Source organism: Moraxella sp. CTOTU47579, from assembly GCF_032004885.1.
In the GTDB taxonomy this organism is placed as follows: Bacteria; Pseudomonadota; Gammaproteobacteria; order Pseudomonadales; family Moraxellaceae; genus Faucicola; species Faucicola tetraodonis.
In genome coordinates this window covers 235,508-251,161 of record NZ_DALZOJ010000002.1, presented here as the reverse complement: position 1 = coordinate 251,161, position 15,654 = coordinate 235,508, and the positions used below count along the sequence as shown (strand labels likewise).

Below are 15,654 nucleotides of genomic sequence, written 5' to 3'. Positions count from 1 at the left end.
GTTTTTTTTACTCAATCAGTCAATGAAGAATTAGTGACCAAATTGGTTGGCAGTATTTTTGGCGCCGCCCGCTTTCAAGGCGTTCTCACCCGAGAAGATTTCTTTGTGGTCATCACCGATGTCAGAACCTGCCATGGCTTGGTGTTTAACTGCCGCAACGCCTTCGCGAAGTTCTTTACGTTGTACTTCTTCAACGTAAGCTAGCATACCTTTATCACCGAAGTAACCTTTTGCCAACTGGTGCGTACTTAATGCCGCAGTGTGGAAAGTAGGTAGGGTGATCAAGTGGTGGAATACACAGGCTTCACGTGATGCATCAGCTTGGAAGGTGCGCGCTAGTTCATCTGCAGCGGTATTCAACTCAGTGTTGTCGTAGTCAGCAGACATTAAGTTCGCTTTGTCGTAAGCTGAGATGTCTTTGCCTTCTTTTTCCCATTTTGCGATGACTTGTTTACGGAAGTTAAGCGTCCAGTTGAATGATGGGCTGTTGTTGTAAACAAGCTTAGCATCTGGCACTTGCGCAGCGATACGGTCAGTCATTGATTTGATATGCGCGACGTCTGGTGTTGGCGTTTCAATCCATAGTAGATCAGCACCGTTTTCAAGGGCAGTCACACAGTCAAGTACCACGCGGTCAATGTTGGTGCCTTCGCGGAATGAGTACAAGCCGTTTGGCATACGAGTTGGGCGAACCAATTTGCCATCACGTTTTAATAGCACATCGTACTCGCTTGCATTTTCTAACGTCACTTCTTCAACTTCTAAGAAGTCTAAGTATTGTGAAGCAAGGTCGCCTGGCTCACGTGACACAGGAAGTTTTTGCGTTAATGATGCACCTTCAGAGTCAGTACGAGCAACGATTACACCATTGTCAATGCCAAGCTCTAAAAACGCATAACGAATCGCGTTAAGTTTTGCGATGAAGTCTTCGTGTGGTACGGTGACTTTACCATCTTGGTGACCACATTGTTTAGCATCTGATACTTGGTTTTCAACTTGGATAGCACAAGCACCGGCTTGGATCATTTGTTTGGTGAGCAAGTAAGTCGCTTCTTCGTTACCAAAACCTGCATCGATGTCAGCGATGATTGGCACGATGTGTGATTCAAAGTTGTTAATTTTGTCTAAGATAGCTTTAGTGTCTTGACCTGCTTCTTGCGCCGCATTTAATTCACGGAAGTAATCGTTTAATACTTTTTCGTCCGCTTGACGTAAGAAAGTGTAGATTTCTTCGATTAATTTTGGCACAGCGGTTTTTTCGTGCATAGATTGGTCAGGTAGTGGACCAAATTCTGAGCGAAGCGCAGCAACCATCCAACCTGAAAGGTAGATATATTTACGTTCAGTAGTACCGAAGTATTTTTTTACCGCATACATGGTTTGTTGACCGATAAAGCCATGCCATGCACCAAGAGACTGGGTGTATTTTGATTTGTCAGCATCATAAGCTGCCATATCACGACGCATGATGTCGGCAGTGTATTGAGCGATTTCTAAACCTGTTTTGAAACGGTTTTGGATAACCAAACGCGCAGCATCATTTTCGCTGATGTTTTTCCAGTTACCATATTTGGCTTTTAGTTCGCGGATATGGTCAATCGCTGAAACGTAAGTTGACATAGCAGTCTCCTGTTGAGGACGGTGGGATAAAAAAACTTAGGATGATAGTTGTGTTGTGATAAAAGTAAAAGTCTTAAATAAGCCAATATTTAGTGAGCGTTAAACACCGAAAATATGAATAATGTTTAAGACACAAACTAAATATCCAAAATAGGCTAACAATTTTTTTAACAAAATACGTGATATTTCTTACAGTGATATTAAATAGTCTGTTAAAATTAAGAATTCTATTTTGGCACTAATAAAGCTTTAAGTTGGCTTAAATAATGGAATGAATGCACTATACCCTTTAATTCATAATTTAGCTATTTAATGATTCGTATCTTTAGTATTTATTTAAAATATAGTATAATACAATCAATAACTTAAGTTTTATTGCTAGGTTTTAGCCCTGTTAAAACTAGCTGTTTTAGCCTTTTTTCTTAACTTTTAACTAGACAAACAATAATTTATGGATTTACAACGTGTGGATTTGAACCTTTTGGTGCATCTTGATGTGTTACTTCGAGAAAAAAACGTCACCAGAGCCTCTGAGCAACTCGGCATTACCCAGCCCGCCATGAGTAATATTTTACGTCGTTTGCGTAAGTTGTTTAATGATCCCTTGTTGATTCGCTCATCTGAAGGCATGACGCCGACGGAGCGGGCGCTTGAATTACAGCCGCGCGTACGCGAATTGTTAGCGGATTTAACTCAGTTATTAGAGCCGCGTACTGAGTTTCGTCCTTATACCTCAAGTCGTGTGTTTCGGATTATGACGTCAGATTATGCCGAAGCGACGCTGGTGCCTAGGCTAGTTAAAGCGCTGCGCAGTGAAGCCCCAAATGTGATTTTGGACTTCTTGACGCCATCGGATGTGTCGTATCGAGATATGGAACAAGGTCGTGTTGATTTGGCGATTAATCGTTTTAACGAGGTACCGCAAAGCTTTCACCAAGTGCTGATTTGGCGTGATACATTTAGTTGTTTGTTGTCGGCTGATAGTCCATATGTCAATCGCTTTAACCTCAAAAATTATCTTAAAGCTCAGCACGTTTGGGTTTCTAAAACAGGCATGGGTGTGGGTTTTGGGGTGAATCCCGAAAAATCTGGCGGACTTGGCTCAATTGATGCGGCGTTACAACGTCTCGGTCAAAAACGTCAAATCAGTGTCTTTACCCGTCATTATCAGATGCCTGCGATGCTCACCGCCAATAAAGACTTAATTGCTACACTACCGACTCGGGTGGCGCGCATGCAAGCAAATAATGATGATATCGTGATTAAAGAGCCGCCATTTTTTATTCCAGAGTTTGAATTGACGATGGCATGGTCGCCACTATTACAGCATCACCCTGCGCATCGTTGGTTACGTCAGTTGATTCAACATGTGTCGCGACAAATCATCGCCGAAGAGCGCATCAAGTATCCGCTACAGACTGCGATTCAAGACGGTTCGCTGCATACCCAGCCTATTGATTTGGTTGAAATTGATCCTGACCGTCAATGAGGGAGGGTCAGACAACCTGCTTATCTAGCACTGGTCTAGGACTGGCAAATTTTATCCACCCATAGCTCATACGGATATTTTCCTAAATGTCCGTAACGTCCTTTTTCAGTCACTCGCCCTTCAATACAGACAGGTAAACTAATCGAGACGCCCGTTTGACCTTGCGCTTTGGCATACTCGGCTAATAGATTGTTTGGGTCAAATACATGGTATTTGGTGGTACCGTCATTAAATTCAGATTGCTCTAAGCTTTGAGTAAATGTGCCTTTTAACGTCAGCGTTTTTTTGGGCACACTATCAATGCTTTCTTTGATATCGCTTAATTTACCATTTTGCAGCGATTGGTACGCCACGCCGGCGCAACTTGCCAATAAGCCAATTATTGCCACACCACCGCCCAACCATGCGGCTTTTTTACCCTTTATCTTGTTAGTTAGCATGGTGTTTTCCTTATCATTGATCACAAACTCATTGGTATAAAAAAATGATAGCAATATTCGTTGCTATCATTTGTAGGTTTTATTTATCGTTACACTACCCTTGGGTAAATAGCTTAGCGAATATAGGTATGGTCTTCAGGATTAGTCACCGGCTGTGTCAGCGCTTGGGTTGGTAAGACTTTCTTAAGATAAAAATACCCTAGCATACCTGCCAATAATGACCCTAAAATAATGCCAAGTCGTTCGTCAAACGGTTTGACCTCAAGTCCCGCAAAGGCAAGCCCACCAATAAACAAACTCATGGTAAAGCCAATACCACATAAAATCCCCACGCCAAATACTTGTCGCCAGTCAACATTGGTAGGCAAGCTAGCTAACCCAAGCTTGACGCCAAGCCAACTAAATAGCATCACCCCAATCGGCTTGCCTAGCAGCAGTCCTAGTGCGATACCGAGCGGTACCGTATGCAATAGCGAGGATATCCCCGTACCTCCGAGATAAATGCCCGCATTAGCAAACGCAAAAATCGGTAAAATAATAAAACTGACTGTGTCCTGCAAGTCATGTTCAACCGATTCGAGGGGTGAATGCTCAGGGTGCTTGTTGTCTGTCATTGGGATGAATAGCGCAAGCAGCACACCGGCAAGCGTCGCATGTAGCCCCGACTTTAACATGGCTGCCCATAGCAAAACGCCAATCATTATATAAGCGGTGGTGCGGGTGACGTTAAAGCGATTCATGAGCCACAATATCACCAAACATACCCCGACCCAAGCCAGTGCCGCCATCGACAAACCCGATGAGTAAAATAACGCAATAATGATAATCGCACCGATATCATCAAAAATAGCAATCGATGCCAAGAATACTTTGAGCGCGGCGGGCACGCGATTGCCCAGTAACGTCAGCACACCTAAGGCAAACGCGATATCTGTCGCCGCCGGAATCGCCCAACCTTTCATCAACTCTGCGTGCTGATAATTGAATGCGGCATAAAAAATCGCAGGTACCATCATACCACCGACCGCAGCAATCGCAGGCAAGACGACTTTTTTGACCTCTGATAGCTCACCCACTAGCATTTCCCGCTTAAGCTCAAGTCCCACTAAAAAGAAAAACACCACCATCAAGCCATCGTTAATCCAATGTAGTAAATGATGATCGATACTAAAAGAGCCGATTTTTATCGAAATAGGCAGATGCAAAAAGTGCTCGTATATGTCACTCATCGGAGAGTTTGCTACCACCATCGCCAACACAGCGGCAAACGCCAACACGATACCCGCAGCCATATCGTGTGCCAAAAATTTTTTAAATTGGTTAAATACTATCATCTGTCTAAAACTCTTTTTAATACCATCTTTTATTTATGAAATATACCACACTTAAACCAAGCAAAATAGCCTACAATACCATCATACCATATATTTTATTATATCATATAATCTATTTTTATGATAAATAATTTCATAATTCTACATTAATAGAAAATTTTATTCATTTATTCACTATTTTAGATAAATTAATTTTTTAGCCGTATGATTTTTTGGTGTTGATAGTTAAGATTCTAAACATGAATGATTAATAAAGTTGTTAACACCCCATGCCTATTTTGTATTATTATTTTATCGCTACTTGCCTACCGATTTAGAATCAGCCTTTCAATAGTGTGGATATTTTGCCAACTTCTCTTACCGATCTTGATTTAACCCCGCTCAAACGTTTTTCTCATAACGTTATCGCCAATATCCGTGCCACGGGTCACATGCTAATAGGTTCCAAACGTGCGTTTTATTGGGTCAAGCCCACCGTATGGCAGTTTTTATTGTTTGGATTGACGGCACTGGCGAGTAATTTGCTGTTTTCGTGGTTGGTGGCTGAAGATGCCACCCATTTTAATCCACAAGGGCTGATTAGTTATTTGGTGTGGCCGATGGTGATGTTGGTGGCAGGATTGATTCTTGCCAAACGTCATTTTAATGCCATGCTGATTTTTGTGCCGGCGATTTTGTGGCTGTGTGCTGACACTTTTATGATGCTGGTGCAAAGCCTGATTCAGTTTATCTCAGACTTGGGCTGGCTACCTGAATGGACGTTTGATACGATTGGTATTGTGTTCGTATTGGCGTTTGTCTGGCAGTCATTATCGCTGCTGTGGATTTTTGGCAATCAATTACGCTGGTCATGGATTGAGCGTGTCCTGATTATGCTAGGTGCGTTTGCCGTACTCAGTGTATGGCAAAAAAACGTGCAATCTGAGCCGATTTTTCAATCTGACCCCGTCGAACCCGTGGTCACTGAAGCGGCATTTTATGCGCAGCCTGAGCTTCTGGCTCATATGCTAAATAACGTGCAGCCGCAACGCCCGACTATACATGATTGGTACTTTATGGGTGTCGCAGGTCATGGCGAGCAAGATGTTTTCCGGTCAGAAATTGAGCTAACCAAAGAATACTTTGACCATCAATTTGGCACAGCAGGACGCTCGGTTGAACTCATTAACAATGCCAATACCCTGTCTGCGCTACCGATTGCCAGTAAAACCAGTATTGAACGCGCTTTGCAAAGTATCGCCAAAAAAATGGATGTCAATGAAGATGTGCTATTTTTGACCTTGACCTCGCATGGGGGTGACAAGGTGATTGAGATGTCCAACCCACCGCTAGCGCTCGATAATGTCGATGCCAAATGGCTACGCCAATCATTGGATAAATCTGGCATTAAATGGCGCGTCATTGTGGTATCCGCCTGTTATTCTGGCTCATTTATCAATGAGTTAAAATCACCAGATACCCTCGTGATTACCGCCTCAGCTGCGAACAAATCATCGTTTGGCTGTTCTAATGAAGCCGAATATACATACTTTGGACAAGCATTTTTTGCTGAAAGCTTACCCAAGCTTCGCCGTTTTCAACCTGCGTTTGAAGCCGCCAGTAAACGCATTGCTGAACGGGAAAAAATGATGGGGTTTGAACCGTCTGAGCCACAATTGGTGATGGGTGATGCTATTAAAGCGATATTGCCAGAATTTGAAAACAGTCTTAAACCCTTACCTGCGGTTGTGATAGCGCCATCGACTGCCGCCAGTGCTACTAGCGATGCCCATACCTTAAGTAGCCACCAACTGCACAAATAACGTAGACCGTTTCGGCTGTTTTAGCTGCCAAGATGCCTTGCCACTCGTCTTACCATCCATCGCGGTAGCGATTAGGAACAATTGATATTTTCTGCCAATTTTTTAGCGATTTTATAATTTTTGCACATAAAACTTTTGGACATAAAAAAGTGGGTTAACCTGAGTTACCCACTTTTTTATCAAATAGCGCGTCAAATAGACTGTGTCAGTCAATTATTTGATTTTAGCTTCTTTGAATACAACATGTTGACGTACCACTGGATCAAATTTTTTGATTTCCATTTTGTTTGGCATGGTACGTTTATTTTTGGTCGTGGTGTAAAAATAACCCGTACCTGCAGTTGAAACTAATTTGATTTTATCACGCATCGCAATTGCTCCCTAAGAATATGAAAAGGCAAAAATTAGATTTTTTCGCCACGAGCACGCATATCAGTTAAAACTTGGTCAATACCAACTTTATCAATGATACGCATACCTTTGGTAGTCAAGCGAAGCTTAACAAAGCGGTTTTCGCTCTCTACCCAAAAACGATGGGTGTGTAGATTTGGTAGAAAACGACGGCGGGTTTTGTTGTTTGCGTGAGAAACATTGTTACCTACCGCTGGGCGTTTTCCAGTCACTTGGCATACTCGAGACATGGCTTACTCCTAATCGGTGTGCATGAGGGCTGCTCATGCCTGTCACAACTGATACTCGCACATCTCGCATATCATTGAAGCTAAAAAAGCTAGGGTTTCAACGATTCTAGTGTTGAGTATCTCAGTTTGAATCAATAATTAATCTTTTGGCGGCGCACTTAAAATTAGCTACTCACGGCTAGTCACTTGACTTGCGTCAATCAAAACCATTTTAAGCAAGCGTCAAAAAATCGCTAGTAAATTTAAAGCCGCTATTTATACCATAACTTATGCCAAAATGCAATGTGATTGGATAAAAATTTAATGGGTTAAAACGCCTTGTTTGACCATCAAGGGTGGCGGGTTTTGATACCCAGGATACTTGCGTAAAATTTGCTGACTTAACCAGTCAATTTGCGCATCGACAAAAGGCGTGTCGGTCTGTAATTGGTTAAAAATAACCAAAGCGACTTTTAGCCCTGCTTGCCAAATTGCTTGTAGGGTTAGCATGGCGTGATTAAGGCTGCCAAGCTTGATACCGACGACCAGGATGACAGGGCATTTGAGCGCGGCTGCCACATCAGCAAGCGTTTCTTGCTCATTAATAGGGGTAAACCAGCCGCCTGCCCCTTCAACTAAAATCACATCGGCAGGATAGGCTGCGATGGACTTATGGATGGTATCGACTAATTGGGTTTTGGTGAGTGTCACGTTATCAAGCTGCGCGGCGATATGCGGTGAGCAAGGCGTCGCTAGCTGGATAGGCGCAATGACAGACAGCGGTGGTTTGACATTGGCAAATTGATTGATGCGCCTTGCATCATCGCTATATGTTTGACCGTTGTCATCGGTTTCCATGCCTGCCGTAACGGGCTTGATAGCATATACACTTTTGCCTTTTTCAGCTATATTCTTGACCAGTTGCGCGGTGGTGGTGGTTTTACCGATTTCTGTGTCGGTACCTGTGACAAAATATGCGCCGTTTAGTGAAGATGCAGCATCGTTAACATTAGATAAATTCATTATTTCTTACTTGCTTTATGGTTAATGGTTTGGGTGGTTTTTTGAGCTGATTGGGTAATTTTTTCAATTTTTTGCTCAAACGCTGGCATTAGTTCTTGCAAAGTTTGTTGCTGATTTTTCATAAGCAGTCTATAAACAACCCATGAACACAGCCATTTTTAATAATTTCATTGTGATTCCTTTTTTAAAATACGTGCAAAAATCTGCTAAACTTTATCACAACTCTAATCAATGTCGCAAAATAACAGGAAAAAAGATGAACGATTCACCGATTATTGCCATTGTTGGATTTGGCTCATTAGGGGCGTTATTTGCCAGTATATTAGCCCCAAACATGCCTTTTGAGAACTTGCGTATCGTCGCCGATACTGACCGTGTCAACCGCTACCAACAGCAAGGTTTATTGGTAAATGGCGAGCCATTAACACTCAACTATGTCACACCAAATGAAAGCCCTCATTCAAACCTAAGTCCTGCCGATTTGGTGATGGTGTGTACCAAATTTTATCAGTTACATGAGGTATTACCGCTCATCAAAAGTCAACTTGGCGCCAATACGCTGATTGTTTCTGCCCTAAACGGTATCGCCAGCGAAAAAGTATTGGCAAACGCCTTTGGTGACGAGCGCATTGTGTATTGTGTGGCGCAGCAAATGGACGCCATGAAAAATGAGCCGCATGAAAAAAATGGGGAAAATGCTAGCCAACTGATTTATCGCGATCATGGACAATTGGTCATTGGCGCGATGACAACTGATAACGCTGAACGCGCACGCGTGCAACAAGTCGATGCCCTCTTTAATCAAGTCAATTTCCCGCACTCAGTAAGCGATGACATGCCGCGCCAGCTGTGGGGCAAATTGATGTTAAATACCGGCGTCAATCAAACCGTGGCATTGTATCAAGGTACCTTTGATACCGTGCAACAAGCGGGTGAAGCGCGCGACATGTTCAAAGCCGCGATGCGTGAAGTGATGGCAGTGGCACACGCTGAAGGCGTAACCTTAACTGAGGAAGATTTCAAAAAATGGTTGGCGATTATGGATGCGCTGGATCCCAAAGGCATGCCATCAATGCGACAGGATTTAAAAGCAGGGCGACGCTGTGAGCTTGATTTGTTTGCAGGGACGATTCGCGAATTGGGGGATAAGCATGGCATTGACACCCCGGTCAACGACACCCTATATGATGGCATCAGTGCATTAATGGCTAACAATCAGTCATGATGACAACCCTAGCGCTATTGAAAAAAACTAGGCATAAAAGCAGTAAATAGAAACGGTGGATAAAAGCAATGAATAACCACTACAAATAAAAAAGGGCATCTAGCTTGCCCTTTTTTATATCAACAACCGTTATTTTTTACCAAAACGCTCACTCATTTGCGCATAAAAACGTGCCACATGTTCACCCACTACACTGGCATCTTTGGGATTAAACTTCATTACTCGCCCAAAATCCAAGCCAACATACAACACGATATCAGCGAAGGTGAGTCGATCACCGAGCAAGTATTTGTGACTCGATAATAGCTCGTCAAAGTACGGCAATGCTTTTTTGACACGGTTGATGCTCTCTTCTGCCATACCAGGCACTTGGTTTCCCATCAATGCGCGAGATGGATGCCCATGCTGGAAAGCCAGCATCATGTTATACAGCACGTGAAACTCCGCATTGCGTGACATTGCGGTGATTTTGGCGCGTTGTATAGGGTCTGAGCCCATCACTTGCTTACCATTGCCTGCAAGTCGAATATCCAGATATTCACAAATGGCATGTGAATCATTGAGCACAGTGCCATCATCAAGCACTAATACAGGCAACAGCCCGAGTGGATTGACCGCCAAAAACTCCGGTGAGTTTTGCTCATTTTTGCCAATATCCACGTTGATGACTTGTAAATTATGAATATCATTGATATCAAGTTCTTTGACTTTTAACAATAAGTCGACCTTGCGCGGGTTTGGCGGGGCATTCATGGTGTATAGTTTCATCACTTGTTCCTTATGATGTGTGATTTTACCTTTAATATACTTGAAACCACCGTTTTACGAAATAGGGTTTTTAGGCGCAAAGGAAATTTTGCTGATAAAAAATCCCCCTGACAGCAGGAGGATTTTCAGTTTGAGGACAAATGTTTATCGAAGCTTATTTTTTATCCTGCGCTTTTTGCTCATCTTTTTGCCCTTCTTTATGCCAAAAGGCTTTGACTACTTCAAATTGCTCGGCAAGCGACTGCATCAAGGAGCTGTCTTTGTGCGCTTTTTTGGCGACGGGTGGCAAGATGTGCTCATAATAGGTATTGGCGAGCACTCGGCGCAGTATGCCCTCCCCGATGAAGCCTTGGTCATCGTTGAGTGTACTGGCAGAGCGGAGTATGTTGCGAATATCGTATTGGGTTGGTACGATATCAGGCACTTGCTTATTACAATCTGTTAGCGTGTACACCGCGACCCGCGCCGAGCGTACCGAAGTTTCAACGGTGAACACCACATCATTGTTGGTCTCAACAAATTGACCGATGAGACCTAAATTGGTGCAGCCTTCGGGTACAATTTGCGGACGGTCGCCTTTGGCACGTGGCATAAACATCGAAGTGATATAGGGCATATAGGCGGTGTTGGCGATGGTATTGGCTAAAATATCATCTTTTTGCTCAAGCAAATCTAGGTGGTATAGCAGCTCCATCACAATTTCATGCCCCGTACATTCTGGCATGGTTTTTGGCACATAGTTGCCTTTTTTATCCATCAATAGCCCATACACCCATATCACCACCACGTCTTTAGGTTGGTCAAGAAATTGCGGTTGGCGGTTAATAGTAAAGCTCATAAGCCAGTTGGAATCGGTGATGGTAACAATACCGCCTGTGACTGTTTTGCCTGATAGCGGCGGATTGACACAGTATTTTTCGCTGATTTTGCGCAAAAGCGCCGAGTCTTTGCAAGTTAATGTTGCTGACATCCAGGCAGATTTGGGTACACGACGGTTAAATTTTTCTGGACGACCAAACACAGCAGATTGTTTGGCAAGGTCATTCCATAGTACCCAGCCTTTCGTTTTTCCCATTTCATCATCAGTGAGACGGATATCAGGTGCAGTGTCACTGGTGCCATAGCGCGTATCTTCCGTCATTGACCCTGTGGTAATAATCACAAAATCATTGTCTCGTACAGGGATATGGACTTGTTGACCTTGTTGGGTGGTTGTCAGCCCTTTAACGATTTTTTTGTCGCCTTGCTGCTCAAAATCAACCGCTGTCACTAACGTGTCACTTTGTAGTTTGACGCCTTTATTGATTAAAAATTTTTGCGCAGGTACCACAAAGCTGTCGTATTGGTTGTATTTGGCAAATAACAGGGTCGACATATCTTTGATGCCATCTAAGGCTTCCAAAAACCGGTGCATATAAAGCTTGCACTCAAGTAAGCTGTGCCAATTTTCAAAAGCAAACATACTACGCCATAGCGTCCAAAAATTACTGTCCAAAAAACTCTGGCTAAAGTAATCTTCAATGGTGAGATTATCGAGTTCATCTTGATTTTTTAGTAATAAACGGACGATGGCAAGTTGGTCGGCTTTGTTGAGATTAAACTTGTGAAAATCTTTGATGTCGCCTTTGTTATGAATCAACCGTGCTTTAGAATAGTTGGGGTCATTGTCATTGATCAGGCGGTATTCATCAAGCACTGAATAAGGATCTGGTAGCTCTAGCGCAGGTATATCTTGGAACATATCCCAAAAATTCTCGTAGGTGGTAATCATCTCACGACCGCCGCGCATGATATAACCGTCTTTGGCATTACCAGCGCCATCAAGTGAGCCGCCTTGCACCGCTAATTCTTCTAAAAAAGTAATGTTCTCGCCTGGGATATGGGCATCTCGGATAAAATAATACGCCGCTGCCAACCCGCCAATACCGCCGCCGACGATATAGACTTTACTGTCTTTAAAACGCCCGGTATCAAAACCGATATTACGCTGATAGTTACCACGGGCATCGCTAAAAGGCATCGAACTGCCAGGTTGATTAGATTGATAATCCGCCCGCTGTGGTTGGTGATCGACCTTTTTAAAAGCCATATTTTTCAAAAATTCACTGTTGTTTTTAGCGTTGGTTGTCATAATGAAGTGCCCTATTTTGCATAAGATTAGTATTGAATAACATTAGCGTTAGCTAACTCTTTAAACCGCGCTGCTACCTTTTGACATTGACCTTAACTGCCCATTCTTAATTGCCCATTAAGACTGCTACACAATAACCAAAGACAACGGCGCGGTTATAATAATTATGATTGATAATCATTATTTATAATTAATAAACTCACTTAGATTTTTAACTAAGCAATTTTATTATAACCACATTATAGAACCTCGCTAAAGCGACTTTGTGTCGAATAACCTTTGATTAAATATTCAGTTATTTGCGCTTTTGTAATCAAACGTAACCAGTTATCGCACCTATTGAGTTTTCTAAAGGGATAAAAATCGATTGAGTTCAGTTGCTAAACGCCGTAAAATGTATCACTATACTAGAACACTGAAATGCTTTACTTGTCCTCTTTTACTCAAACAAAACCTACTATGCCGCACACTTCGCCATCATTCCTACCCGCCTATGATTATTTGGTTGAGCTACTGAGCCAAACCGATGATAGTGACTTTATCCGCGAAATTTTGGCAGCGCTACTGACTGAAAAAGAACAAAAAGAAATCGCCAATCGTATTCAAATTTTTGCCTTGTTTCAGCAAGCGCTACCACAACGCGAAATTGCGGAGCGCTTGGGGGTGGGCATTGCAACCGTATCACGGGGCGCCAAAGCATATGGTCAACACGATATCAACCAATTATTGCCAAATCTGAGTCATTTGAACCTATAAATTTGTGATAATGGCTTCAAGCGTAAATAAGCCCCTCACAGTAGCATACTTTGGGGTGACATACTTTGGGGTGAGTAGAAGGGCGATGAAAATCCGTGAGAAAATAACTGGCATGCCATAAAAGAGTTGCAAGCAGGGGTTAATCTGATTACAATGTATCATCATACTAGAACACTGAAACATTGATTAAAATTTAAGATAGGGTAAATTTAAGCCGCTATAAATTTAAGATAATGTAAATTTAGGACACTATAAATTTAAGACACCATGATGACTACACACGCCAAACCGCCCAAAATCGCCCTTGCCAGCAAACCAAGCCTGATTAAACTTGCACAAGACATTGATTTTTTTGAACTCTTTAAACGCATCGAAGCCAAATACGCTACTTGTTTTTTACTGGAATCGTTGGGCGAAGAAAGCTATATTTCACGTCATCATGCCATCGGCTTTGACCCTGCGATGACAGTGTTGGCAAAAGACCGCCATACTTTGACTATCACCAACAATCGCACGGGGGAAAGCACGGATTATACCTGTGACAATCCTTACCAACTACTGCGCGAAATCACCCCACAGCATGTGATTTCACGTAGCCATACCGGCGGATTGGTCGGTTTTTTGGGATTTGATAGTGTCAATTTTTTTGAGCCGACCCTGAATATTCAAACCAGTGATGATTTCGAGCCGTTCAAATTCGGTATGTACTTAGATGGGTTAAGCCTTGATAAGATGACCGGTGAAATTTTTTATTATTATTACGATACCGACCACCAAAGCAATCGTATTGACGAAATTAAGTCATTATTGAACGCTATTTCGCCTGACTATACCCAGCCCACTGCTGAGCATTTGGGCGATGGCATGAACCGCGAGCAACATGCGGCAGCAGTGATGAAAGTCAAAGAAGACATTAAAGCTGGGCTGATTTTCCAGTGTGAAGTGGGTTTCAAGTCGCATTATCGCATCCAAGGCGATAGCATGCCAATTTATAGTAAACTGCGCGAAGTCAACCCGTCACCGCATATGTACTATGTCAAATTTGGCGCCCAAAAAATCATCGGCGCATCGCCTGAGTTGTTGTTCCGATTGCGCAATGGTGAGATGGAAACCTTCCCACTGGCGGGCACCACCAAACGCGGCAAGGATGAGACCGAAGATCGCCAATTAGCGCGCGCCTTGCTCAATGACCCCAAAGAAATCGCCGAACATAATATGTTGGTGGACTTACATCGTAATGATATCGGGCGGGTGGCACGCTTTGGGACGGTAAAAGTGCGTAACTTAATGGATATCAAGCGCTTTTCACATGTCCAGCACATCTCCAGTGAAATCGTCGGTATTCTTGACCCTAATCATGATATGTTCACCGCGCTTGCCAGTAATTTTCCCGCAGGTACGCTATCAGGCGCACCCAAAATTGAAGCAATGAAAATTATAAATACACTAGAGCCCGATGGCCGCGGCGCTTACGGTGGCGCACTCGGTCAGTTTTGTTTTAATGGGGATTGTATTTTTGCTATTCCGATTCGCTCGCTGTTTATCAATGGCGAAAAAGCGTATGCGCAAACTTGCGGTGGCAATGTGTATGACTCCAATCCTGAAGATGAGTATGAAGAAATTGTGCGAAAACTGTCTGCGATGAAAGTTGTACTGTCCAATTTTGCGCCAGTGTCGTAAGCTAGTTTTTAATCATAACGATAGCTTAAGACAGACAAGAGTGATGATAGATTGGCATGATAGCAAGATATATAGCAGTATTTTAAACATTTAGAACTACCGCCAAACCTATTTTTAGAGTTGACTATGCAAGTGTTAATTATTGATAACTACGATTCTTTTACCTTTAACTTATACCAATATATTGGTGAGATTTTAGCCGCAGACAATCAACCTTTTAACGTGGTTGTCAAACGCAATAATGAGATTAGCTTAGCGGATATCCAAGCCATGAATCCTGACCGCATTATCATCTCGCCTGGTCCAGGTTCGCCCGATGACCCTGCTTATTTTGGTGTGTGTGGTGACGTCATTACTGAGCTTGGCAAAACCACACCGCTGCTAGGCGTGTGTCTTGGCATGCAAGGCATTGCGCATTTTTTTGGTGGTCAAGTGGTGCGCGCCAATGTGCCCATGCATGGCAAAACGTCACCGATTCGTCATGATGGTCAAGGCGTGTATCAAGGTTTGCCACAGCAGCTTGACATCATGCGTTATCATTCACTGATGGTCGATGCCGCCTCACTCCCCGAGTGTTTGGTAGTGACCAGCCTGGTATCTAGTGAGCAACATAGTGATAAAAACCTCAAAGATGCCAGCCTAGCAGGCGATGAAATCATGGGTATTCGCCACCGTGACTATCCGATTCAAGGGGTGCAATATCACCCAGAATCCTTCGCCACCGAAGGCGCCAAAACGCTGCTGAAAAACTTTTTGTTAGGATAAT

General features: G+C 43.1%; 15 protein-coding genes. 6 read left to right on the top strand and 9 right to left on the bottom strand.

The genetic code is table 11. From position 1 onward, the window contains the following. Nucleotides 1-30: 30 nt before the first annotated feature. A complete protein-coding gene (locus RTP55_RS02465; protein WP_138018803.1) occupies nucleotides 31-1,620 on the bottom strand; it encodes an isocitrate lyase in 1,590 nt (529 codons plus the stop codon). Nucleotides 1,621-2,071: 451 nt separating this feature from the next. Between RTP55_RS02465 and RTP55_RS02460 the strand changes: the two genes are divergently transcribed. After that, nucleotides 2,072-3,109 carry a LysR family transcriptional regulator gene (locus RTP55_RS02460; protein ID WP_007116083.1) on the top strand — a complete coding sequence of 346 codons (1,038 nt, stop codon included), beginning with the start codon at nucleotides 2,072-2,074 and terminating at the stop codon, nucleotides 3,107-3,109. 35 nt (nucleotides 3,110-3,144) lie between these two features. On the opposite strand, the gene RTP55_RS02455 is transcribed toward RTP55_RS02460, so the two are convergent. Both RTP55_RS02455 and nhaA read right to left on the bottom strand, forming a co-directional pair. Then, nucleotides 3,145-3,549 (bottom strand): tellurite resistance TerB family protein, encoded by a 405-nt coding sequence (locus RTP55_RS02455; RefSeq protein ID WP_157819355.1) that lies wholly within the window; start codon nucleotides 3,547-3,549, stop codon nucleotides 3,145-3,147. A 113-nt stretch (nucleotides 3,550-3,662) separates the two neighbouring features. Then, on the bottom strand, nucleotides 3,663-4,880 hold the full coding sequence (gene nhaA, locus RTP55_RS02450) for a Na+/H+ antiporter NhaA (protein WP_409418404.1): 1,218 nt from the start codon (nucleotides 4,878-4,880) through the stop codon (nucleotides 3,663-3,665). 347 nt (nucleotides 4,881-5,227) lie between these two features. On the opposite strand from nhaA, the gene RTP55_RS02445 reads away from it, so the two are divergent. Then, nucleotides 5,228-6,685, top strand: a complete 1,458-nt coding sequence (locus RTP55_RS02445; protein WP_312383916.1) for a C13 family peptidase — start codon at nucleotides 5,228-5,230, stop codon at nucleotides 6,683-6,685. Nucleotides 6,686-6,898: 213 nt separating this feature from the next. On the opposite strand, the gene rpmG is transcribed toward RTP55_RS02445, so the two are convergent. From rpmG to RTP55_RS02425, 4 genes are all read right to left on the bottom strand, one after another. Next, on the bottom strand, nucleotides 6,899-7,054 hold the full coding sequence (gene rpmG / locus RTP55_RS02440; protein WP_007116087.1) for a 50S ribosomal protein L33: 156 nt from the start codon (nucleotides 7,052-7,054) through the stop codon (nucleotides 6,899-6,901). Nucleotides 7,055-7,089: 35 nt separating this feature from the next. After that, nucleotides 7,090-7,326 (bottom strand): 50S ribosomal protein L28, encoded by a 237-nt coding sequence (gene rpmB / locus RTP55_RS02435; protein WP_007116088.1) that lies wholly within the window; start codon nucleotides 7,324-7,326, stop codon nucleotides 7,090-7,092. A 300-nt stretch (nucleotides 7,327-7,626) separates the two neighbouring features. Further along, nucleotides 7,627-8,328, bottom strand: coding sequence for a dethiobiotin synthase (gene bioD / locus RTP55_RS02430; RefSeq protein WP_312383913.1), 702 nt, complete (start codon nucleotides 8,326-8,328; stop codon nucleotides 7,627-7,629). Further along, nucleotides 8,328-8,450, bottom strand: coding sequence for a hypothetical protein (locus tag RTP55_RS02425; protein ID WP_257619932.1), 123 nt, complete (start codon nucleotides 8,448-8,450; stop codon nucleotides 8,328-8,330). Before RTP55_RS02425 ends, bioD begins: the two co-directional genes overlap by 1 nt. Nucleotides 8,451-8,584: 134 nt before the next feature. On the opposite strand from RTP55_RS02425, the gene RTP55_RS02420 reads away from it, so the two are divergent. After that, on the top strand, nucleotides 8,585-9,553 hold the full coding sequence (locus tag RTP55_RS02420; protein WP_312383911.1) for a ketopantoate reductase family protein: 969 nt from the start codon (nucleotides 8,585-8,587) through the stop codon (nucleotides 9,551-9,553). A 129-nt stretch (nucleotides 9,554-9,682) separates the two neighbouring features. On the opposite strand, the gene RTP55_RS02415 is transcribed toward RTP55_RS02420, so the two are convergent. Beyond that, nucleotides 9,683-10,321 carry a glutathione S-transferase family protein gene (locus RTP55_RS02415; protein WP_201664729.1) on the bottom strand — a complete coding sequence of 213 codons (639 nt, stop codon included), beginning with the start codon at nucleotides 10,319-10,321 and terminating at the stop codon, nucleotides 9,683-9,685. 154 nt (nucleotides 10,322-10,475) lie between these two features. After that, nucleotides 10,476-12,452: an oleate hydratase gene (locus RTP55_RS02410; RefSeq protein WP_312383909.1), complete on the bottom strand. Its 1,977-nt coding sequence runs from the start codon at nucleotides 12,450-12,452 to the stop codon at nucleotides 10,476-10,478. A gap of 459 nt (nucleotides 12,453-12,911) precedes the next feature. Here RTP55_RS02410 and RTP55_RS02405 point away from each other — a divergent pair, with 459 nt between their 5' ends. From RTP55_RS02405 to RTP55_RS02395, 3 genes are all read left to right on the top strand, one after another. Further along, on the top strand, nucleotides 12,912-13,208 hold the full coding sequence (locus tag RTP55_RS02405; protein WP_007116094.1) for a Trp family transcriptional regulator: 297 nt from the start codon (nucleotides 12,912-12,914) through the stop codon (nucleotides 13,206-13,208). A gap of 267 nt (nucleotides 13,209-13,475) precedes the next feature. Continuing rightward, nucleotides 13,476-14,888: an anthranilate synthase component I family protein gene (locus tag RTP55_RS02400; RefSeq protein ID WP_409418400.1), complete on the top strand. Its 1,413-nt coding sequence runs from the start codon at nucleotides 13,476-13,478 to the stop codon at nucleotides 14,886-14,888. A 126-nt stretch (nucleotides 14,889-15,014) separates the two neighbouring features. After that, entirely contained in the window at nucleotides 15,015-15,653 is a 639-nt protein-coding gene (locus RTP55_RS02395) for an anthranilate synthase component II (RefSeq protein ID WP_062333807.1), read from the top strand. Nucleotide 15,654: the final 1 nt, after the last annotated feature.

Excerpts from the sequence above, each read along its gene's own strand:
- RTP55_RS02465 (WP_138018803.1), bottom strand. The coding sequence starts at position 1,620 with ATGTCAACTTACGTTTCAGCGATTGACCATATCCGCGAACTAAAAGCC.
- RTP55_RS02460 (WP_007116083.1), top strand. The coding sequence starts at position 2,072 with ATGGATTTACAACGTGTGGATTTGAACCTTTTGGTGCATCTTGATGTG.
- RTP55_RS02455 (WP_157819355.1), bottom strand. The coding sequence starts at position 3,549 with ATGCTAACTAACAAGATAAAGGGTAAAAAAGCCGCATGGTTGGGCGGT.
- rpmG (WP_007116087.1), bottom strand. The coding sequence starts at position 7,054 with ATGCGTGATAAAATCAAATTAGTTTCAACTGCAGGTACGGGTTATTTT.
- rpmB (WP_007116088.1), bottom strand. The coding sequence starts at position 7,326 with ATGTCTCGAGTATGCCAAGTGACTGGAAAACGCCCAGCGGTAGGTAAC.
- bioD (WP_312383913.1), bottom strand. The coding sequence starts at position 8,328 with ATGAATTTATCTAATGTTAACGATGCTGCATCTTCACTAAACGGCGCA.
- RTP55_RS02425 (WP_257619932.1), bottom strand. The coding sequence starts at position 8,450 with ATGAAAAATCAGCAACAAACTTTGCAAGAACTAATGCCAGCGTTTGAG.
- RTP55_RS02420 (WP_312383911.1), top strand. The coding sequence starts at position 8,585 with ATGAACGATTCACCGATTATTGCCATTGTTGGATTTGGCTCATTAGGG.
- RTP55_RS02415 (WP_201664729.1), bottom strand. The coding sequence starts at position 10,321 with ATGAAACTATACACCATGAATGCCCCGCCAAACCCGCGCAAGGTCGAC.
- RTP55_RS02410 (WP_312383909.1), bottom strand. The coding sequence starts at position 12,452 with ATGACAACCAACGCTAAAAACAACAGTGAATTTTTGAAAAATATGGCT.
- RTP55_RS02405 (WP_007116094.1), top strand. The coding sequence starts at position 12,912 with ATGCCGCACACTTCGCCATCATTCCTACCCGCCTATGATTATTTGGTT.
- RTP55_RS02400 (WP_409418400.1), top strand. The coding sequence starts at position 13,476 with ATGATGACTACACACGCCAAACCGCCCAAAATCGCCCTTGCCAGCAAA.
- RTP55_RS02395 (WP_062333807.1), top strand. The coding sequence starts at position 15,015 with ATGCAAGTGTTAATTATTGATAACTACGATTCTTTTACCTTTAACTTA.